Below are 22,366 nucleotides of genomic sequence, written 5' to 3'. Positions count from 1 at the left end.
TTTTTAAAAATTAGTAATTGAGTATGTTGAGTATGATTTATGACTGATGCTGGATATTCTCCAGAATTTTTGGCAGTTGCGGGTTATTGGGCGATGAGAATGTTTCGATGGAATAACCATCATCCATCCCGTTCTCTTCGTAAAAAGAAGCAGGTAAGGCAATGTCCTCAGAAAGCCGGACAGGGATTAATTCGGATGGGAAATCCGAAGCAGAAACGGATATGGGTTTTAATGCTTCTGAAGTAACAGGGCTAAAACTGTCTTCTTCGAACAGGATTTTACGGCTGTTTCTTTTCCTGAAAAAGGAAAGCAGGATAACTGACAGGTACCACAAAAGAAGAATTGAAAGAATAAAACCGGAAAATTTTCCCCAACTGATTTGATTGATTCCAAACATCGTTTTTCGTTTTAATTAAAAATTGCATGATTCTGGTTCAGGAGTTGAGCCTGATCACCGTGCAAAAATGGGATGGAGAAAATTGGCAAAAGCCAAAGTTGACCCGGACTCCGGGTGCATTTTTTTTAGCACACTCGCAACTATCCGGTTATTATTTAGATGGTTATGGATTGATTTGATTCGAAAAGGCTTCGGGAAAGTGATTTTTCAATAAATTCCGGCTGGGTTTATTTCAATTTGATTGGAAAAAATATTTCGAAAAGAAAACGAAAAAATGGTCAAAAAAATAAAAAGAAAGCTGAAATCAAGCCGGACGGGGCTAAAGTGCAAGGCTGGACCACGTAATAAAACTCAGAATCGATAAGAATGATTCTCCAAATGCTTAAAAAAGCGGGACACTTGTCCTGGCCTTGCGCATTTACCGGGATGGGAACGCGGGGAGTCCGGCTAAATTGGCTTTTCTTTTTGATTTTGACACAATTGGTTACCTGTTCAGGAAAAGCGAACCTGTCAAAAGTTATTGGATTTTGGACCGGGAAAGGCATGTGTAGCCCGTTATGAAGCGGAGCGTAAATTAACCGGGCTTCTCTTGCCGCGCGGTGCAACCCGGCTTATGAGCGGAACAAGCTGTCCTGAGCGACCGGTACCTGTGAGTTTCGCGAATGGGATTAGGGAGCGATTAAGCGAAGTGAAGCGAATGTGCCGGAGAACAAGGGGAAAAACCTTATAAAACAGGAGAGTGTCCGTGAAAGGGACTGAAGGTTTGTCAGGCGTAGGCCTGGCACCTGAAATTATCCCGGAGCGGACTCTTTCCTCAAAAAACCGAGGCTTGTAAGCGAAATGCGGAGCAAGTGGAATGAACAGGCCGCAGGTTAACCTCTGTAAAGATTTTTTAGCGTCTTTTGTCCTTTGATTCCCGGTCAAAAGCCACCAGATTGAACATCTCTCTCATCCGGGAACGGATACGGTTTCCGTAAATGGATTCCAGTTCCGAAGCCGAAAGGTTGGTGGTAATATGGGTCATCATTCGTTTGGAGACAAACAAGTCATATCTGGCAAGAAGGATTTCTGCCATCACATTACAATCGTTGCCGTAATATTTTGGCGTTTGTTCCAAACCCAAATCATCAAAACAATACGCTTTGGGAATAAGGCTATTTCCATACCTGAAAAATGATCCCTTGCTGTACTGGTTAATTACTGAAAATCCGTCTTTTTCGAATTCAAAGCTGATCTCCCGGGTGGGTTTGATTTGATACTGTGTTTCCCTGGGAAAGAAATAGCTGATCAGCTTTAACAAGCATGTTTTTCCCGATCCTATTGTACCGACCAAAAGGATACCTTTCCAAAGACTAATTCCGTGCTTTTCAGCATTTTCCTTATCGCCAATAGCGTAAGCCAGCAATTTGTAGATCAATTTCAGATCGTCCGGATAAATGGAGAAATGGTTTCCGAACAGAATTTTACCGCGTTCTTCCATCCATTGAATGCTGGTTTGAAAACTGAAATTGAATATTCCTCCCTTAAAATCGGCAATCTGCTCATAAGGGTTCATTATAATTTTTGTTGACCGCGACACTGAGCTGGCCGGTCCTGTTTTGATTATGCTCTCGTTCATCTGTTCTGTTGTTTTGGTTGTTTTGATTGTTTTCGATCCATTTCCGGGCAACGGCCTGCCAGGAAACAATGGCTTTCATATTCCCGGTTTTCCAGCCTGATGACTGGTAACGGGTGTAAAACTTTTGAGCTTCACCGGGTGAAGACCGGTTCTGTTCAAAAAACGTTCTGATTATTTCGAATTCAGGAATTTGAAATTTGGGTTCGGAATAATTTTCCGGATTTCCTTTTGAATTTCTTTTGGAAGATTCTTCTTCTGGTTTATTCCTGTTTGAATAGTTTATAAAAGGTGTATCACTTGCTGTATCAGTTCCGGTATTTCTTGCAGTATCATTTTTGAGACCGGCACCCTCAATTTCGCCGCCAGCGGTATTCCTTCCGGTATCACTTTTGAGATCGCACGAAATACCGGTATCAGTTGCTGTATCACCAGTGGTATCACTTGCAGTATCAAATCTGATACAGGTAACTTTACTTCCTAAATGGATATTGGAAGATGGGGCATAATCAATATACCCCCAATCGGCCAGTTCTTTCATGCAACGGGCGTACGTATTGGCAGAACCAATCCGGGCCAGTTGCATCATTTCCATCCGGGAAACGGTAAACTGGTCATTGAACCGGTTGGCATTCCATTGCTGAAAAAGGGCTATATACAGGCTGATGTGATAGGAGGACAAGCGCTCATCCTCTGCCAAACGTTCAAAAAATCCGTTCAGATGCCGGATGTAATTCATCGCCTGGGTTCAAGGCTAAAACGGTCTTTCTGCTTGTTGGATTCCAGGATTTTCTGGATTTCGCTGGAATCATAGAACAGAATTCCGCCCATCTTGGTAAACGGGATGGTTCCGTTGATCCGCATATTCTGAAGGGTTCCGGGGGAGATACCCAGCATCTTGCGCACTTCATAGGATTTCAGCCACTTTTTAGTGGGTTGTCCATGATGCTCATCAAACAGTTTTTTTAGTTCGGTGAATAATTCGTGTTTGAATTCCCGAAGGTCGTCGGTTGTAATAATCTCTGAAGGCATAACTTTGAAATTTAAATTGGTACATTTTGATCTGTCCCAAAATTGAAGCCTTCATTTAAGTTTTGAACCAAAGTTGACCCGGACTCCGGTCTGATTTTTTTACATTTTGAACGCTGTTTCCGTTCAACGCGGGAATTAGATTATGGAAAGTCTTATCTTTTTTGTGAATCTCCATTGATCAGGAAATCAGCCTTTCGTAATGCAATACACGTTCGGTGATGGGAACGGAGTTGCTTAAGCTCTTGTTCTGAAAGGGAGTTTAAAAGCCCGATCTGTTCTTCCGGGTTATTGAGCTGATAAGCCTGGATAAACGGGCAATCAGCAACCGTTTCTCCAAATGGGCACCTGAGAAATGCACTTACAAGATCGGCATTTCGGTTGTTTTTTTCGGTTTGATACATAGTTGTATACGTTTTGGATAGAAGATATTCAAATACCGGAATACAAAAAGAAACGTGAACTGCACGTTATTCGTACCAGAGGTATCGTCAAACACCCACACCACAAATAAGCACAGCCCACGCCATACGAGGGCCGTTCACTTATATTCCTGTGGTGTATATATTTGACGATTTTCCGGTACAAGAATAAAAGCCAACGCTCTTATAATTTTAATATGCTCTTATTTACCGCTATAACGCTACATCATCTTTTTTACTTTTAATTTTCAGGTTATTTCTGATAGTTTGTTATTCCCGTTCATATTCTGGGTTCGGTTATTCTGATAACATTCTGTGTTTGTATTCATTTTTCATCGCTTTCGTCCATCCTTTTGATCAAGCATTTTTTCATCAAATCCAGAAAACTGGTACGGTTGGTACGATCTTTCATCTCGGAAAAAGTATGGTAAAACCTGGGGAGTTTGATGTTAAAGAAAATCTCATAGCCTTTAACCAGGTCTTTGATCTCTGCTTTCCCATTGTTAATAGAATCAGTGCTGTGGGTCCCATAAATTATTTCCATCAGGTCAGTTTTACTTCCGGTCCATCTGAAATTGAGTTTTGCCTGCTTTAACAATTTTTGCAAATCAGTAGCCCTTCCAAGTTCTTCCAATTGTTTGATTTCAGCTTTGCAGTACACAATAATTTTTTCATTTGCTTTCATAGAAGCAAATGTATAATCGTGACTTGTCGAAAAAATAGGATCAATGATAAAATGGCTGGCATTCAGACAGTTTATTGTCCTGTTACGTACAAAATACTTGTCATCCAAATGCGTCGATTTGTCCCTGTAATATTGGTAAAATTCAAGGTTCTCGTTAAAAAAACGCTGTGCTTTGGAAATTATCTTTTTTAGGTACCTTTTTTGCACCCTGATCGTTGCCACAGGTCTTCGAATCTCGATCTCAAATAGTTTGGAGAAGTACAGGTATTCTCCAAGAACATACGGTTTGGTGGCTTTAAAAAAGCTGATTTCTTCTTCCTGTATTTTAAAATCATGCCCGTTGACGTATTCCCGTAACTCCATAAGTGCTGAAGAACAAATTCCGATAGATTGTTCAATCAATAACAAATCCCGGCTATCATTATTGTCGGCTATCATTAAATTGTCCTTTAGCTTTTCGACAATTTTATCAGGAGTATTTGTAGCCATTTTGAAGCATTTTTGTCAATTGATAATTGAAAATTTGCAACTCAAGAAGTTATAACCCCATTTTAACTGCTGAATTGTTTTTAGTTCTGTCTGAATTACCCTTTTATTCTCCCATATTTTAAAAATATACTCGATTTGTTCCGAAAATCTTTCCGAAACTTCTTTTATTTTGGATAATTGTAGGTTACTGATCAAGAACGATTTTATAAAATGTTTCCATAGAAAAATTAGTAGTTAATATTTTGAATCTTCCCATCAGATACTGCAACCGTCCAATCTTTTCTGTTCATTCAATTGAAAGTTGAATTGAGTATATTTCTATGGTTCAGAAACAGGAAGTCTGGAATTACTCCCTCCACAATACATTAAGTTCTGGTACGCAATTTCATTGTTTATTTTAAAAGCACCTGGCAAATTAATCATCGTTTTTCCATTCCGGATAAGCCTGAAAACTGGTCTTCCTGTTTCTAAAGGTATTTTTAAAATATTCACCCCTGCAATCGCTTCTTTTTTTGTCTTTTTACCCATTATTTCTATTTCCAGTGTTCCTGGAGCTGTTAAAAATGTAACTAATTCAATCTGATTCGAGGGAGCATCGCTACCCACATCAAATTCAAATTGTTTTTCCTGTTTAGTTGCCTGTGCCGAGGCTGAATGTTTCCGATAAAAATAGTAAAGTACATCACGAACAATTGTAGGTTTCTCTCCTGTTTTAAACCAGCTTACATAATAAGCAGTCAAATCATAAAACGAGTATTGAGTACCTGTTGAAGGGGCTATATGAGTGTGCTCTGAATAATCGTTCCAGGTTATTAAATGAACCCAGTCAGAACCTCCGAAAATTGCGTTTTCCCACATTACTCTGTACTCCTCACTATTTTTGGCCTCCCAAACCCGTGTATTCTTGGGACGCATATCCTGCGGTGCAACCGGCATCATCCATTTTGTAACATAGCCATGAGCCTTCTGAGCAGTATTAACCCAGTAACTTTGTCCACTGACAGACCTCCACCCCCAATCAGACATTCCATAACTTATGGGAGCAAATGTCGGCGCATAAGTTCCCCATCCCTGAAAAAGCGGAATAAAAGCGATGTCAACACCATCTGCTTTCATTTGTTGCAACCAGCTTTTCCACCAATCAGCATCTTTCACCTGAGTATTAAAAGGTGAAACAACCAATCGGCCATCATCCAACCGATAAGCGGCAGAATATAGAGACAGTGCTTTTACCACTCCCGCAACTTTATCCGTGGCATTTTTAAAAGCCTCCATATCCGGCATTAATAAGATTTTAAACTCGGGGGCAATTTTTTCTGCTGCTTTCATTAACATGACAACCCGGTCATAATATACATACCCTTGACCGGATAATAAATCGCAAGCGAACCCATCAATACCAAGCGCAACAGCTCTTTTGACTTCTTCTTCCATATCCTTTGCCTTCCAGTCGCTTTCAGTTCGGGGAGAACGAGGTAAAGGACGGGATCGCAAATACCCTCCATAGCTTAAGTGCTTACTATTCTCACCAGAGGGAGACAAATATCCCGTTTCATAATAATCGCTATCAGGAGCTTTATTATCGAGAGATATTGGGAACGGTGTGAAATAGTGTGCAAACACTTTTTTGGGCATAGCAAGCAACTCTTTAACCGGCTGCTGATTGAAAGAAAATGGTGAGTCGTATTCCCATGGTGTTTGTGTAACAGTGTCTCCTGGATCAATTTGGGTTATTGTATCGCCTGGATCTTCATTTGTATCTTCAATAGGGTTATTGTTACAGGAAAAAACAACTTGAAAGAATAAAACAAAGATGATACTGCATACAACATATTTTACTGAATCCATACTTAAAAATTCTAGACAATTAATAAAATGAACCACATCAGGAAAAAACTAATTCATAAAAAGGTAACTACAGAATTATTATCAGTGGCTTCGTTGGAACATTAACATTAAGAGTTCATTTTGAAATAATTTCGAAGAATAACTAACTTCAATATTCCATTTTTCCGTCAATAAGAATTTTCCCAACTAAAACAGCATATTCATTAAATTTATCAGGATTTTGCGAAATGTCTTCTTTCTTTGCAAGGATTGCTGTTTTGTCAAACGGATCGGTTAGCGCCCTGAAAATGACTGTATGGTGTTTGTATTCCAGATGATCCATTAAAAAGTAACTTATTCTGCGGTAGGTACAGTATCTGTCAAACCGAAAGAGAGTGTCCTTTACTTCTCCATCAATTTCAACTATTACTCTGCCAGCATCAGGTCCCATGATGTCAGAAAATCCGATAGCTTGTCCTTTGAAATGAATTTCCAGGGTTTCGCCTGTTTGGTTGGCCTTTCCAATATTCTGGAGATATCTTCCAAATGCTGAAAAAGAAGGATTATCTTTAATTTGGATAACTTCCCAGTTTTTGCTTAACCTGGCTTTTGTAACATCAATCATCTGTGCATGAGAGAAATAATCCGGAGCCATCGACCTACCCAGAATATGTTTTTGGGGATGACCAGACCTTTCAGGAATCATTTTTTCGAACGATCTTTGGAATACTTCCTGGTAAATTTTATGTCCAGTCTCCGGGAATGGGTGTACTCCGTCGGGGCTGAAAACTTTTATTCCGTTAAGCTCTTTTGATTCATTTTTGAATATTAATTGCCCGTCTTTTTCCTGCCTGGCTATTTCAAACCCGAAATTGATGCTTGGAACATGATATTTTTCAGCCAATTTTTCCATTGTTGAGGCAGATTCCGGCAATTGTCCACTTTGTTCAATTGCCAGAAAGCTATTTGCAATTGTATATATAAAGCATATATCCGTCGTACGATTATATTGCCATGTCTGTCTGACAATTCCTTCCATCGAACGAATAATCTTTTCGGGAGAGGTACTCCCGTCATTCACTGCAAATTCCACGAAAACCAAATCGGGTTTATATTTTAAAACATGGTCGTACAGTCTGAAGACACCAAAATCTGAACCTGTACCCCCGATTGCCGCATTGATTTCAGTAAATTTTGCTGTAGGGAAACGTTGCTTTAACCAATTAAGTGAAAATATCCGCCAACCATTTTGCTCGGTAATGCTTCCTCCCAGGTAACCTACTCTTATTGAATCACCACACAAAACTTTTGCAAAGAAGTTGGGCAGGCCATCTCTTGCATGAAACTCTGCTGAAACTATTTGTTCCCAGTCTTCTACACTTTTCTTATTCAGGTTGCTTGCTTCGGTATTACATATCAAATACAAAAGGAAGCCTGTAATTATTAAACTAATTTTAAGCTTAAACATGTTGGATTAGTTTTAATTCTTTCACAAAGAAAATTTGCGTGCATGATTTTTGTAATCCCAAAATGTATCCGATACTACGGAATTGCCAGTTCAGCGAAAATTCATTTGGATTTTTGTGTTTTTAATCAAATCTCTATTTTGAACGTCCAGGCGTATTGGCAGGGCCGATTGGATTCTTGCTGTAATGTCTTAGGTATTACAACTGAAGTCACTCCTGTAGTTTCATCATAAGTCCAGCTTAATGGGTTATTATCTCCCAGCAAAGTGATCACCGATCCTTTTTTAGGTTTAACAGATTTTAGCTTCAATTGATTTTCCGGCCATACAAGCGATATTGCATAGACTGTTTTATTGTCCTTACTGCATGTGTAACGAATATTATTTTCAAGTACGCTCGAATATCTCCTGGTGGAGTAAATCCCTTCTCCGTTAATCTTTAGCCATTTGCCTATATCTTCCAAACGATCTTCCTGAACTTTTGGCAAAGCTCCCTGACCATCTAAATTTACAATCAACAGGAGATTTCCACCATGAGCAACAATATCGACAAACATATTTATAAATTCCTGAGAACTAACGACATTTGCATCGGTATCCTGCCAATTAAATCCATAAGACTGGCTGATACTACGGTTCTCTTCCCATGGATGATTCGCTTGTTTTACTTCTTTTTCCATATCACCAAATTCATCAGTAAAGAAGTCTCCCCTGACTGAACGTAACCATTTTCCATTTTCAGTACCATACCGGTCGTTAATCGCTACTTCCTTACGTCCTTGGGCCTGATTATAGAAATAAGCTGAAATATCATAAGTCAAAAGATCTTTGGCAGGAGTGCTCCAATCACCATCATACCATAAAATATCAGGGTCATAGGTATCGATAAATTCCGTGATTTGTGGAAGCAGGTAGTCTTTAGCATAGTTTTTTACCGCAATCTTTCCGGAAGCTTTTCTTTCAAGATTTTTTGAATACGGGTAAAATTCTCCTCCCCATTTTCTATATTTCATTCCATTAAGATCATCGATGATGGGATATTCCCATTCTTCAATGCTGACATAAAATCCGAATTTCATCCCGTTTTTTTTGCAACTTTCCACTAACGGTTTGATTAAATCTTTGCCCTTCATATCAGATACATCTCTTTGTGTATAAGATGAGGGCCACAGGCAAAAACCGGAATGATGTTTACAAAAAGGTACTATATATTTCATCCCCGCTTCTCTGGCTACTTTGACAAGCTGTTCAGGATGGTAATCTTTAGCCTGGAATAAAGGGATAAAATCATCGCGCATAAAATCCTTTCCCCAATTCTTTTCGTGATACTTTATAAATGCAGTATCGGTATCAAGTCTGTATTCATACCAATCAGGATACATAGCGCCTTTTTCTTTTTTAGGTGCCCAACCAGCCACAGACCATAAGCCCCAATCTATATACATTCCGAATTTTGCATCCTTGTACCATTCAGGGGCAGAGTGCTTATCAATCGATTCGGCTGTCGCTTTCCATTGACCTTTTTCATTCACGTCCTGAACACGCTTAAAATCTTCAGATGCATTTTGCAGCATCTTTTCTGAGAATTTCTCCTTTAAATCGGTTAAGGAATACTTGTAATTTTTAGGCTTGTAATTTGCCGGAAGCCTGTATTGTTTGGGTGCAACCGGTATTGCAGTGTTTTGTGCTTTTAATATTGGGCAGATGAAAATCATTGCCAAAACGAATATTCCGAAAATTTTGTACTTTTTCATAGGTATAAATTTTTGTTTATTTAATTTTCAAATAATTGCAAGATAAGTTAAGAGTATAATTTTGCTAATTCGTCCTATTTCCATGAATTGAATATCAGGGTTGACGACAGATATTGATGCTTCTCTTGTTCCATTTGAACTGCCTTTTTTTCAAAGGTCGTTGTTCTATTTCGGTTGATACGATTCTTATCTTATAGATATTTCATAATTACCTATTTCCGTTTTTTTTTGTGATTATTTTCACTTAGATAATGTAAAAACAATTAAAAAATTACGAGAAAGATTAAAATCCGTCGCCATCTCTTTTCAAATAGAACTCTGCAGTTTGTTCTTCTCCAGCACTGTTCTTCCATTTTAGACGATATTTACCTTTAAAACCACGAAATTTCAAATATCCGTTTTTACCTGCATGGACAGTCGTATTGGTTTTCCATTCATGGTTTATCAGGTTCTCGATAGCATAGTATGCGGGTTTGGGCTCCATTGTTCGGGTGAATAATCCTGATTTTGAGGGTTCTCCAGGAGCACCACAATCATCAATCAAATTCCACCATGTGATTCTATAAATACCTGGCCAGGAAAACCATAAACGATACATATTCCGAGCAATTACTGCTTGTATATCATTATCAATGGGTGCATTCCCGGGTGAAGGAATGGTTATTTCACTCAAATGGACCGGTCTCCCCAATGAATCCAATGTTTTCAGGTATTGAATTACATCTAGAGGTTTCCATGATGTATTATTTGGAAAAACGGTTTTCCCGTCAGCCACATCAAGGCACGACTGTGAATCAAAAATGTGCATCTGAAGACCGACCACATCAATCTTTGCACCCCGAGAAATTAAATCACGGATAAACTGTGGATAAACTGTGCGCCAGGAGTCATTAATACACATTTTTACCGATACAGGGAACATTTTTTCTGCCAGCTTAAATGATTTAAAGGTGTAATCATCGGGGATTACTCCGTATCGTGGCTTTCCCGGTTCCGGGTCAACGCTTTCATTTACAATATCCCAACTTGGAATACGATCATGATAATATGAACATATCTCGGTAATCCGTTTATTAAATAGTCTTTCCATTTCATCAACTTTATTCGAATCTTTAGATACCCAGTCAGGATGGTTCCATTTGCTTCCCCAAATAATCGGATGTCCGTGCATGTGAATATTTTTCGATTCACAGTATTCGATAATCTTTTCAGGCGCAGGTCGCCTCCAATGATACTCCTTCCAGGGTTCCCTTTTTTGGTTCCAGTACTCTTCAGTATCTTCAAAAGATGCTTTATTTCGAGGTTTCCCAGGTTCGGGTTCAAAGGTTTTCCAGTAAAATGGAATGGTTGCCGAATTAAAAAGTGTTCCGAATAATTCTCTGTATTTGTCATTTAACTGAGCCGAGCCGAGTTGGTTAAAATTGAAAATATTTGCACCGAACTCAAAATCGTGTTCCAGTTGTTCTATTCTTACCTCAGTTCCTTCCAGTACGCCTTTTAATGTGACATACGCGTCGGCTTTTCGATACTTTTCGATATTCCGGTCAATTTCTGCCTGCAGTTCCGGATTCCAGAGCTTCCGGTAGGCTTCGTCCATTACATCGCTATCTCCGGCTTTTTTATCCACTTCGTTTTGTGGTAGTCTAAATTCCGGCTCTTTTGCACCCGCCTGAGTAAGGGTGAAAATAGACAGTAAAAAAATCCAAAGTTTTTGATTCATAGTATATCTTTTTATTATTGAATCTTTGATGCCAATATAGAATTGTTTAAAGATACAACGGGTGCAGTACCTCATGTCAAATTCTGATATTACATTAGACATAGTTGAGTAAATTCCCTCGCCATTTACCTTTAGTCATCAGCCGTTTTTCTGTTCCTCGTGTAAAGGCCCCTAGCGATGAACATACCAAATTTGGCATCTTCAACCATTCAGGTTTAGAGTACTCATCTATCGTTCCATTGATCATCAATAACCTTATTAATGCGATCCATTTTGGCAGCATATTTGATAATATTTGCTTTAAAATATTATCAACCAATCAGTTGTTTCTCAATTTGCTCAAGGGATTTACCTTTTGTTTCCGGAAGGAAAAGCGCCAGAACTATAAATCCTGCAATACAGATTAAAGCATATAACCAGAAATTTTTTGCCCAACCCAGTTTTTCATTGATAATCGGAAATAGAAACGTGAGGGAAAAATTTCCAATCCACATTATTACTGCAACTGCCGACATGGCCGTACCTCTAATCCGGTTTGGGAAGATTTCAGAGAGAATAACCCACATGACAGGAGCAAGGGTAAACGAATAGAAAGCAACGCTGGCCAATGTTAAAATGATTATTGGTAGCCCGATATAACCTACATGGAAAAAAAATCCCTCAATAATATAAATTACGGCCAGAGACCCGGCACCAAATAACATTAATGTTTTCCGACCGATTTTATCAACAAACAGAATGGTACAAATTACAGACATTACCATAACCGTACCAATTACTACTATTTGCAGCATCATTTGCTTCATATCAAATCCTGCCGCCTTGAAAATATCAGCGGCATAATAGAATACCACATTCATTCCACACCATTGCTGAAACAACGTAATAAATATACCCAGTAAAATGATCTTAAATAATTTACCCCGGAACAGCTCGCTAAAGTGTACTTTTGCGACTTCATCTTTTGAAATAGTATTCTTAATAGATGATATCTCAGCTGCGGCATAATCTTTGCCGCCAATCTTTTCGAGAATTTTCACTGCCTTGATATCCTGTCCGTTTTTTACCAGCCATCGGACACTTTCAGGCATCAGAATCATTAAGATAAAGAAGATTGTAGCTGGAATGATCTGCATCCCGAACATCAGTCTCCACCCCATTTGCCCGTTCCAGCTTTGTCGGATTATTTCTGCAGTTGCATTTGCCGGCATTTCAGTGTCCATCAGCGATATTCGCCAATTCGCAATTTGGGCTAATAAAATCCCGATGTTTATCATCAATTGGTTAACAGATACAAATTTTCCCCGCAAGTGTGCCGGCGACATTTCAGCTATATAAACAGGCGACTGGTTCAATGCTATACCTATACCAAATCCCCCAACAATACGGAAAAAGTTGTACGTCGTGAAAGTACCTGCCATGGCAGTGCCAAATGCTCCGACACAGAACATAAATGCCGACAGGATAAGCACAGGACGTCTTCCGTACCTGTCGCTGAACAGGAAACAAAACAGGGCCCCAAATACGCATCCGATCAAGGCAGAACTGGTTCCCCAGCCCTTCATGTACGGCGTTGTTATATCAAAATACGGTTCATAAAACGGCTTGGCTCCTCCAATAACCACCCAATCATAACCGAACAAAAAACCACCCATGGCCGCAACCCAGATGATAAGCAGTAAAAATTTAAAATTGTATTTCATTCGTCGTGTTTTAAACTGTTTTTTCAATTTTTAGATTATATGCTTTTATTACGTTCTTATGTAAAATGCAGTTTTGTTCTTCAATGCTTAATTTGGAAATGAACCCTTTTACAATTTTGAGCCATTCCTTGTATGATATGGCCAGCAGGCAAACGGGCCAGTCTGAACCAAACATCAGCCGGCTGGCGCCAAAAGACTCAAGACAAATTTCAAAATAGGGAGCCAATTGTTCTTCTGTCCAGCTACCAGGTTCAGCTTCTGTAACCAGACCGCTTATTTTACAGTACACGTTTTCCCTTCTGGCCAACTCCCCGATATTTTCCTTCCAGGGGGTTAATAAATTTTTGCCGATTTTTGGTTTTGCAATATGATCCAGGATAAATACCTGTCCGGGATGCCGATCTACAAACGAAATCGTACCGGGAAGCTGGTTCTCGTATATTAAAATATCATAAGCCAGTCCAAAATATTTTAGCTCATCAATTCCCCTGTTAAATTCCTTGCCAAGTAAAAAATCAGGATCAGGTTCATCCTGGACAACGTGTCGTAAGGCTACCAGCTTGTCCTGATTAGCAATTGATTCTAACTTGCTTTTGAATTCATGGGCTGCAACCGGAAGCCAACCAACCACACCTTTAATAAAATCATTCTTTTCAGCCATTTGAAGCAACCAGTTTGTTTCATCAATGGATTGCCGTGCCTGAATCGCGATCGTTCCGTCAACGTCTGACTCTTCAATCTCAACTTTCAAACCGGCAGGCAAAAAATCTCTCCGGAGAATCTTCATATCCTCGCGGATCCATTCATATTCATCAGAATGGTAGCTCCAAAAATGCTGATGTGCATCAATGATCATTTCTTTTCTTTTAGTTGTCCGTCAACCGAAGCATATTCTGCAATCTGGTCCATTTCAAAAATCCGTTCCATTAGTTGCCATTTTTCCTTGGAAGAAGCATCGGGCGAAGTATCCTGAAATCGGGAAACAAACGTTTCCCATTCCTGCTGCCCTGGCTTTCCGCTCAATTCGAGCATGGCTTGGTCGTGATTAAAATCGGAGACAGTATCCATGATCATAAAAAGACGGTTCCCTGTAATGTATATCTCCAGGTCGATAATGCCGGCTTCTTTCGCTCCTTTTGTCACTTGTGGCCAGGCAGCGCCAAGAGCATGTACCCGTTTATATTCTTCGATCAGTTCCCGATCGTCTTTTAAAAGCATGGTTTTGCAATATCTCTTATACTTCATTTCTCTTGAAATATTTATTGAAGTTTTCAATCGTTGTTTTAGCAGCACTGTCGGCATCAGGATACGGAAATGCCTCTGCCGAAATATACCCTTGGTATTTAATTTCATTCAAGGCCCTGGCTATTTCCTGCATCTCAATATGCCCGTTACCAACCGGACACCTGTTACTATCCGCAAAGTGAACATATCCAATATGGGAGCCATAATTGAGTATGGCATCCGGAATCGATTTTTCTTCGATATTCATGTGAAAAAGGTCTGCGAGTAAGACCACATTGTTTGTATTGAGCTTCCCAATAATTTCTACTCCAAATTCCAACCAATTCACCAGATTGGTTTCATATCGGTTAAGCGGTTCAAAAATTAGCGAGACACCATAGTCATGGGCAAATTCACTGAGGCTATTGAGTCCCTCAATTAACCATGCAAGAGCCTGTTTCTTATCAATTCCGAAGACCGAGTTTCCTTGCATTGACCCGATAATCGCCGGAGCTCCAAATCGCGAACCAAAAGAAATCATATCCCGAATAAAGGACTGTGCCTGTCTTCTTATCTCCGAATCAGGATTGGTAAGAGTCAGTCCATGCAGCACTTTACCAGCACCAGTTCCTACTGCGGATACTTTTAGCCCAGTCTTTTGCAACAAATTCTCCAGCAAATCAGAATCAACCGAATTTGCTGAGGCTGTAAAAAGTTCTACACCGTCAAATCCCAGCTCACCCGCCTTTAATACACTTGTCTCCAGTGATTCCCGGTAAATCCAGGGCCCTGTTTCTACCTGTGAGGCTAAATTGATCGTAATACTAGACTTGATCATGGTTTCTTGCTAATCAAATGAGACAATGATTTTTGTAATCGGACCAGGATTCTCCGACCAACTCGACAAGGCACTTCCTGCTTCTTCAATCGGGACAATTTTCGTAACTACATCGTCAACAGGAAATTTACCGGATTCCAGATAACGAATGACCTCTGGAAACTCGTTAAGACTATTACGTGATCCCAAAATGTCTATCTCCTTTTTTACAAAAATTCCAGTGTTATATTTTACCGGCTTTTTGGCATATCCGATGTATACTACTCTTCCTTTGTATGCCACTTCATCAACAGCGGCCCGATAAGTCACCGGATTGCCGACTGCTTCAATAATAACATCGGGTCCGTCTCCATTGGTAATTTCAGATAACGCTTTATGCAAATCGACTTTAGTTGTATTAATCGTATGAACTGCTCCGGCTTTTTTTGCAATTTCCATTTTCAAATCGTCAATATCAATGGCAATAACCTCAGCGCCACGATTGACCGAAGCAGCTATTGCTCCCATTCCTACTATTCCGCAGCCAATAACTGCAACGCGGTCCTTTGATGAAACATGTCCCCTGGCTGCGGCATGAAATCCCACTGATAAAGGTTCAACCAAGGCAAGTTCCTTAAGCGAAAGTTTTTCCGATGAATAAAGGATTTTCCAAGGAACTGCAATATACCGGGTCATCGCTCCGGGTCGTCTCACACCCATTGTTTTGTTATCCTCACAAGCATTGGGATGTCCTTTACGACATGAATAACATACCCCGCAACTCAAATAGGGATTTAAGGTTACTTTCAACCCCGGTTTAAATTCACCGGGAACCTTCGCGCCGGTTTGTTCAATGGTAGCGCCTACTTCGTGCCCTAAAATATTCGGGTATTCCTGCAACTCAAATAGCCCCCTGAACCCATTGAGGTCGCCGCCACAAAAACCGACCATACTCACTTTCAATAATACGTCCTCAGGCCCAATAACCGGCATATCAATCTCCCTGATTTCAGTTTCTCCCGGTTTTACCAAAAATAATGCTTTCATAGTTGGGTTATTTTTTGTTTTGAAATGTTGTTTTCAGGATTTCCTTCGAACCACATTTTGTTTTTTACCGGTTTAACCATCGCTTCAATTCGTTTCAAAAGGCCATCAGGTATTTTAAAATCCAAAACCCTGACGTTCTGTTCAACATTCTTCAGTTTTGACATACCAACAATGGTGGTTGCAATGTCAGGATGATCAAGTGCGTACCGATTTGCCACATCGCTCAGACTAATTCCGTATTCTGAGCATAGCTTAAGTAATCCCGGCTGAATATCTTTAACTAACTGAGGCGAACGGTGCCAGGCAGGTAACGGAGAATCGGAAAGAAGTCGTTGAAGCAACGGGGAGGCATTAATCAGCCCAAAACCTTTTTCTATTGATAATGGTACTAATTCGTCGTTGATTTCATCTTCAACAAGGTTATAATGAGCCCATGAAAGCACGGTGTCCACATCTACTTGTCTTACAACTTTTGCCAGGTACCTGACAGGCAGGCCAGTTATGCCAATATACCGGGCTTTCCCCATTTCCTTCACTTTGATAGCAGCAGGAATTGCTTCTTCCAAAACCTGTTGAGTTGTGCCAAACTCAATATCATGTATCTGCAACACATCAACATAATCTGTTTGTAATCTTTTCAGCGATTCATCAATACTTTCCAGCACCCTGTTATAAGAAAAATCGAAATCGTCAACACTATACCGGCAACATTTGGTGGCAAGAAAAACTTTATCCCGGTTGCCCTTAAGCGCTTTTCCCAGTCGCGATTCAGCAAGAGTCGTTCCATACATTGGAGCCACATCAAAATAGTTTACGCCATGGTCAATAGCATAATGTACAGCTCTTTTCCCTTCATTTTCGTCCGATTGATCAAATACATTTCCTAATGGGGACGCCCCAAAACTGAGGATCGATACATTCATATCGGTTTTTCCTAATCTTCTATACTCCATAACTATTCTTATTTAAAATCTTAACTAATGTGTATATTATTTACGTGTTGTTTTGTCGGCTTTTGAGACTTTATCATTATTGCCAGGAAGAAGTCCAGGTAACCAATACTCACCCCCGTATTCATATGCACCGATGTCCGGTGCTGAACCTTTAAAGCTATCGGTTATCCCGGGTATAACCTTTCCGGCATCGATACACGGAGATCCTTCCCCGAGGCGAAAATCATGATTCAAGGTATCTGTAAACACGGGAATGGTACCCGAATAATTATTTTTAACTGCAGCTTTAGCGAATGTAATATCCTTGAGAAGGATGTTGTTAAAAACCTCCGTTTCCGACCAAAATCTACTTGCGGCCGATCCATTCCAGTCTTTCTCAGGAGAATTAACAGCCCTTTTGCAATTCCATATCGTGTTATTATATATTCTGTGATTATTAGGGCCAGCTTCGTAATCCTTTTTGGGATTATTTGCAAATATCCCGGTTGCCCAAGGGCCGTTCGTAACATTCCAAATCACATTATGGTGAACGATGTAATTCTTAGAATAATCATCAAGGTAAATCCCGGCTCCACCATGCAATTTTTCATCATAGCCATTAAAACAATCGTGAATCCAGTTGTACGCGATAACAGTTCTATTGCCATCCGTACAAAAAGTATAGAACGCTCCGTTATCGGTTTTTGCAGTTCCCGCATTATAGAGTTCGTTTAATTCAATATGACAAGGAGCCGCCGGAACGGGGTTCATCGTCATTAAATTCTGCAACATTACAATTTCACGAGTTGAATCATGTAATTTGTTTCTCTTTATGATATGCCCCCCACCGTTCATAAGGATCACCGCACATTCATCGCCCTGCCAGTTGGCATCATAAATTTCACAGTTGAAAACCGTATTATTCGATCCAAGAATTGATACGCAGTTACCCCATGAATGAGCAATCTCGCAATTCTGAATAGTGTTGGAAGAACCGCCCATGAGTATTCCCTTGCCTGTGATGTCAGCAGACATGGGAGACCAGAATCCGCTGATAAAAAATTTTGAATTTTTAAACATTGAACCTACGTAAAAAGCTTTGCATCCATCCATCATGCAATGGCTGGCCCCGTACATATTTATCGTTGAGCCGAATACTGTGAGCTTATTCAAAATGATATTGTTCCGCCCGGACAGGTCGAAACCGCAATCTCTTACCTTGGCTTCCACAAGAAGACTTTCAGGTTTCTTTCCCTTTGGCAACCAGAGATAAAGAACACCATCTTTCCAGTACCATTCCCCTTCAGAATCCAGTAACCCGGGAATACCCATCAACCAACCGCCCCGGTCAATGCTGTCAGGCAATTCCAAATAAGTATCCTGATTCCATATGCGATTCCTCCAACCATGCTTATCACTTTGAATAACAGTAACGTTTGTCCAGTCGATATTGGCAGGTGGATTGGCTGTTCCGAGTGCAGGATGAAGCATATCAAAACCCTTCGAAGGATCGTAAGGCATGTTTGGATGACGGGCTAACAGCATGTACTGTCTATTAACAAACAGGTCTTTTACGGTGTCTGGTATAGTGGCTTTATAAATATTTTCCTTGTATTTTGTCCAGTTATTTACTATCCTGCCACCGTGGACAATGACTTCATCATTATGATATGCCGTAAACACAATTGGTCTGGCTTCTACACCCGAACTAACAGGACGTACCGATTCGTAATAAGTCCCGGCATGAATATAACAGGTATCCCCGTCCTGCATAATGTCGGCTGCTTTCTGAATTGAATGGAAAGGAGACTTTAACGTACCTGTATTGACATCATTCCCCTTCAGCGATACGTGGTAAGATTTTCCAAAGGCAGAAATCAAGAAGAGAAAGACGCTAATAATCAGCAAAATATATTTATTCATAAGAGATTATTTTGAGTTTAATAAAGTCTGCTTTATTTAACCGGGAAGTGGCGATCTCGTAAATGAACAGGAGTAGCTTTTGATGGAAGAACAATATCATCCATCTTTATTTGCTTGGAATCATCCATTAGGCTGTAACCCCAATAAAAATACTCGTTCCAGTTCTTTTCTAAATTGACTGTTTGTGGTTCTATTTTAATCTCAATATTCGATTTGCCTCTGGTATATTTTTCAGGAATTATAAACTCATCATCCAACCAGCGTTTGTAGGTATTATGGTCGGAAAAATACCAGTCTCTTTCTTTAACCTGGATACCATCAATAAATAATTTCGCTCGCTGTCTGCCTAATCCCTGATCAGAACGTCTACGTAGTATTATACCTTTGTTTTGTGGCGATATTTTTAATTTAAAACGGCTTTCATCCATCAGCTTACGACCTTCATCAGCAACAGGTATTTGATCAAATTCTCCTTCATAAAGTGACTTAAGCGAATCAATTGCCGATTCTGGAGCGTTATAGTTGTTTACCTTTTCCGAAGTAATATCACCCACATCAATAAAATCAGTCAGGATCATTGATGGTTCCGGTTCACCGTAGTAAAAGACAATTCCGCTTCGAATGTCTTCGCCCGAATGCCCTCCACTTCCTCCTTCAACAGAAAAACGCAAATTTGTATGAAATGGATAAAAATCACCTACACAGACTCTTGTCATAGACCATTGACTATTCCCTTTACCGTCAAACCCAGAAACAGGGTTATTTTTTGGCGGATTAATAAACCCCCATCCATAACATGACCAGCTTTCGGACCCATCGCTTTCAACTTTTGGCGTCGAGGCTCCATCTATTAGAACCCGGATATCTCCTTCGCAAAAAGTTTTTTCCCATCCGGTAACGGTGCCGGAGACTATGTGACCATGCCCTGTAATGGTAGCAATATGTGAATCCCGCATACTCTCTTTTTTTTCAGGCGGCTGGTAAGCCGAAGCCCTGAAATGCATGGAAGGACCTTTTTGATAAAACTTTTCATTATCAGCATTATAGGCGATCTCATAAGATAACCGGGAAATAGCTTTTGTGCTTTTGTTTAACAATTCAATCTGCGCTGATTGCCAAAATGGCATTGGAAAATAAGAATAGAAACTGCCTTCTGTTTTCATGCCATGGGTAATGTACTTTATGTCATTAAATCCTAGCTCGTTCCCAAAAAACGCCCCGATTGGACAGTTTACAGCGTAACTTGTTTCCCCCTCCCATTTAATCCTTATCCATAAATCGGTAAGAAGTTTCATAGGTTCTTCAGGGATATGTAACTTTATTGAAGCCAAATACCCTGAACCGGATTTTTGATAGATAATTGTTGAATCCCCTTTATTAAGCGACGTAGTGCCTTTTTCTACATAATTACCAATTGTACTTTTAGGATCATCTCCAACGTTATTCCAAAGATCAAAAATCGGTTGATAACTTTCTTTACTGTTAAAAGTTTCAACACTATTGCCTGTAGGATAGGCATGGTACATAATGTGCCCCCAACCACCGCCACCTTTATCTCCGGCATTATCGTACAAGTGTTCAGAGGAAGTTACCTTGCATGACTTTTTAAAAGGCATGGGACAGAAACTTCTGACAATCGCAAATAGAGGAAATCGCTCTTTCGGGTCATATCTTGCAGCTAATGGTTCTATAAAAGGGTATTTGCTCCCGAATTCGGAGTGCCTTATCTCGAAGGCCGGCTTTTTGCTTCCGTCAAAATAAAAACGATAAATCGGGTCGGATACTGCAAGATCATGATGTACCACAAAATTATAAATGCAGCCGGGACCATCAATATCAAAAATTACCCATTCATTATTCTTATCCTGGTACAAATCCCAAGCCCAATCTGCATTATCCCCTTTTTTATCAATGCTTCCTTCATAGCCAACTTTTATTAAATCCGCTCTGAATGGCAACCATTTAATTGACCCAAGCTGTTCAATTCCAATAGGCTCCTGACTTCGGATAGAAGCAATATTTACGGCAAAAGCCAAAAAGAAAAAATAGAAAGTTAGTTTTCTCATTCTTAAAAATTTATATTCCGTGCATTAAGTTGTAATCCATCCATTAAGTTTACCTCAACTTCATGGGTCTCACCTGGATCCAACCAAATGAAATTATAAGATGACTCAGCAACCGTAATTCAAGAGAAACTAGAGTCCGTTTAATTTTCGTTTTAAATTATCATCCTAAGTCAATCATCTAGTCATTTTAGTTTTTGTAAATATCAATAAATTGCTCACGTGAGCAATTTCAATAAAAAAAATTTAACTAGAAGCGCGTATAATTATTTCAGCTCTTAAAATCCGCTGTTCCTCCTCCTGGACATCACTATTTATTTGCCTCGACAACAAATCAAAGGCTACTGATGCCATTTGAGGTATTAACTGGCTCACAGTAGTTAATTCAGGCTCACACGCTATACCCATTGGATCATTGTCAAACCCGATTACAGAAATATCACCCGGAACATGCAGACCACTCTTTTTTATAAATTTGATTGCACCAATGGCTAATTCATCTCTAATGGCAAAAACAGCATCAGGTTTTTCCGATAGTTCTAACATCCTTTGAGCAGCACAATATCCGTCATTCATTGACAAACCCTTACGGATAACTAACTGGTCATCAAAAGGTAGATTATTATCTTCCAAAGCTTTTTTATAACCCAAAAAACGATCGTCGAAAACATTAACTTGGTCAGGCGTAGAGATAAAAGCGATACGTTTCTTCCCCGAAACAATCAATATTTTTACTGCATCATAAGCTGCGTGAAAATTATCAAGTATAACATGAGATGCTTTATAATTTTCGGGAGTACGGTCAAAAAATACATGGGGAATCTTTGCATTTTTAAGCAACTCAAATTGCTTTCCGCTCTTAGTTTCATGAGATACGGAAGCTACTACTCCAGAAACTCTGTAACTTAATAAGGTATCTATAATACCCTTCTCAGTTTTTAAATTACCGTTAGACTGGAATACCATTACTGAAAAGCCAGAAACGTTGGCCTTCTGGGAAAAATCAGCAATAAAATTTGAAAAAAAGGAGTGCGGTATTACCGGAACAATTATTGCGATAGTATTACTCCGTTTATTTCGAAATTCTTGTGCTAAACGGTTGGGTCTGTATCCCATCTCATTTACCTTTTCCAAAATTTTCTCTCTGGTTTCTTTTTTTACGGAATTGCTCTCGCGCAAAGCACGAGAAACTGTAGTATGATGGATCCCAAGTTCCCGAGCAATATCTTTTATTGAAATATTCTTCATTTATTA

The 22,366-nt window shown here is 39.7% G+C and carries 18 protein-coding genes; all 18 read right to left on the bottom strand.

Annotated elements, in window-relative coordinates; genetic code table 11:
• Nucleotides 1-37: 37 nt before the first annotated feature.
• The 18 genes from AC6H3C_RS15345 to AC6H3C_RS15260 all read right to left on the bottom strand — a co-directional run bounded on the left by AC6H3C_RS15345 (nucleotide 38) and on the right by AC6H3C_RS15260 (nucleotide 22,360).
• Complete coding sequence (locus AC6H3C_RS15345; RefSeq protein WP_497516284.1) at nucleotides 38-397, bottom strand: hypothetical protein; 360 nt, start codon at nucleotides 395-397, stop codon at nucleotides 38-40.
• A gap of 892 nt (nucleotides 398-1,289) precedes the next feature.
• A complete protein-coding gene (locus AC6H3C_RS15340; protein ID WP_497516283.1) occupies nucleotides 1,290-1,952 on the bottom strand; it encodes a P-loop NTPase family protein in 663 nt (220 codons plus the stop codon).
• A complete protein-coding gene (locus AC6H3C_RS15335) occupies nucleotides 1,939-2,751 on the bottom strand; it encodes a hypothetical protein (RefSeq protein WP_497516282.1) in 813 nt (270 codons plus the stop codon). Before AC6H3C_RS15335 ends, AC6H3C_RS15340 begins: the two co-directional genes overlap by 14 nt.
• On the bottom strand, nucleotides 2,748-3,044 hold the full coding sequence (locus AC6H3C_RS15330; RefSeq protein WP_497516281.1) for a helix-turn-helix domain-containing protein: 297 nt from the start codon (nucleotides 3,042-3,044) through the stop codon (nucleotides 2,748-2,750). Before AC6H3C_RS15330 ends, AC6H3C_RS15335 begins: the two co-directional genes overlap by 4 nt.
• A gap of 744 nt (nucleotides 3,045-3,788) precedes the next feature.
• Nucleotides 3,789-4,637 (bottom strand): RteC domain-containing protein, encoded by an 849-nt coding sequence (locus AC6H3C_RS15325; protein ID WP_497516280.1) that lies wholly within the window; start codon nucleotides 4,635-4,637, stop codon nucleotides 3,789-3,791.
• Nucleotides 4,638-4,955: 318 nt separating this feature from the next.
• On the bottom strand, nucleotides 4,956-6,485 hold the full coding sequence (locus tag AC6H3C_RS15320) for a glycoside hydrolase family 71 protein (protein WP_497516279.1): 1,530 nt from the start codon (nucleotides 6,483-6,485) through the stop codon (nucleotides 4,956-4,958).
• A gap of 148 nt (nucleotides 6,486-6,633) precedes the next feature.
• Nucleotides 6,634-7,932, bottom strand: coding sequence for an SGNH/GDSL hydrolase family protein (locus AC6H3C_RS15315; RefSeq protein WP_497516278.1), 1,299 nt, complete (start codon nucleotides 7,930-7,932; stop codon nucleotides 6,634-6,636).
• A 125-nt stretch (nucleotides 7,933-8,057) separates the two neighbouring features.
• On the bottom strand, nucleotides 8,058-9,683 hold the full coding sequence (locus tag AC6H3C_RS15310) for an alpha-L-fucosidase (RefSeq protein ID WP_497516277.1): 1,626 nt from the start codon (nucleotides 9,681-9,683) through the stop codon (nucleotides 8,058-8,060).
• 283 nt (nucleotides 9,684-9,966) lie between these two features.
• A complete protein-coding gene (locus AC6H3C_RS15305; protein WP_497516276.1) occupies nucleotides 9,967-11,403 on the bottom strand; it encodes an endo-1,4-beta-xylanase in 1,437 nt (478 codons plus the stop codon).
• A 311-nt stretch (nucleotides 11,404-11,714) separates the two neighbouring features.
• A complete protein-coding gene (locus AC6H3C_RS15300; protein WP_497516275.1) occupies nucleotides 11,715-13,106 on the bottom strand; it encodes a sugar porter family MFS transporter in 1,392 nt (463 codons plus the stop codon).
• A gap of 10 nt (nucleotides 13,107-13,116) precedes the next feature.
• Entirely contained in the window at nucleotides 13,117-13,962 is an 846-nt protein-coding gene (locus tag AC6H3C_RS15295) for an amidohydrolase family protein (protein WP_497516274.1), read from the bottom strand.
• Nucleotides 13,959-14,351, bottom strand: coding sequence for an L-rhamnose mutarotase (locus AC6H3C_RS15290; protein WP_497516273.1), 393 nt, complete (start codon nucleotides 14,349-14,351; stop codon nucleotides 13,959-13,961). The genes AC6H3C_RS15295 and AC6H3C_RS15290 overlap by 4 nt, the downstream gene beginning before the upstream one ends.
• Nucleotides 14,341-15,168 (bottom strand): TIM barrel protein, encoded by an 828-nt coding sequence (locus tag AC6H3C_RS15285; protein WP_497516272.1) that lies wholly within the window; start codon nucleotides 15,166-15,168, stop codon nucleotides 14,341-14,343. The genes AC6H3C_RS15290 and AC6H3C_RS15285 overlap by 11 nt, the downstream gene beginning before the upstream one ends.
• A gap of 9 nt (nucleotides 15,169-15,177) precedes the next feature.
• Nucleotides 15,178-16,194, bottom strand: coding sequence for a zinc-binding alcohol dehydrogenase family protein (locus AC6H3C_RS15280; protein ID WP_497516271.1), 1,017 nt, complete (start codon nucleotides 16,192-16,194; stop codon nucleotides 15,178-15,180).
• On the bottom strand, nucleotides 16,191-17,147 hold the full coding sequence (locus AC6H3C_RS15275) for an aldo/keto reductase (RefSeq protein ID WP_497516270.1): 957 nt from the start codon (nucleotides 17,145-17,147) through the stop codon (nucleotides 16,191-16,193). Before AC6H3C_RS15275 ends, AC6H3C_RS15280 begins: the two co-directional genes overlap by 4 nt.
• Nucleotides 17,148-17,183: 36 nt before the next feature.
• A complete protein-coding gene (locus tag AC6H3C_RS15270) occupies nucleotides 17,184-19,049 on the bottom strand; it encodes a right-handed parallel beta-helix repeat-containing protein (RefSeq protein WP_497516269.1) in 1,866 nt (621 codons plus the stop codon).
• 32 nt (nucleotides 19,050-19,081) lie between these two features.
• Nucleotides 19,082-21,115, bottom strand: coding sequence for a DUF2961 domain-containing protein (locus tag AC6H3C_RS15265; protein WP_497516268.1), 2,034 nt, complete (start codon nucleotides 21,113-21,115; stop codon nucleotides 19,082-19,084).
• Between the two features lie 243 nt (nucleotides 21,116-21,358).
• The gene (locus AC6H3C_RS15260) at nucleotides 21,359-22,360 is read right to left on the bottom strand and encodes a LacI family DNA-binding transcriptional regulator (protein ID WP_497516267.1); all 1,002 of its coding nucleotides are present in this window, start codon (nucleotides 22,358-22,360) and stop codon (nucleotides 21,359-21,361) included.
• Nucleotides 22,361-22,366 lie beyond the last annotated feature (6 nt).

Source organism: Gaoshiqia sp. US2 (genome assembly GCF_059705485.1).
This window is presented reverse-complemented; position numbering and strand designations above follow the sequence as displayed.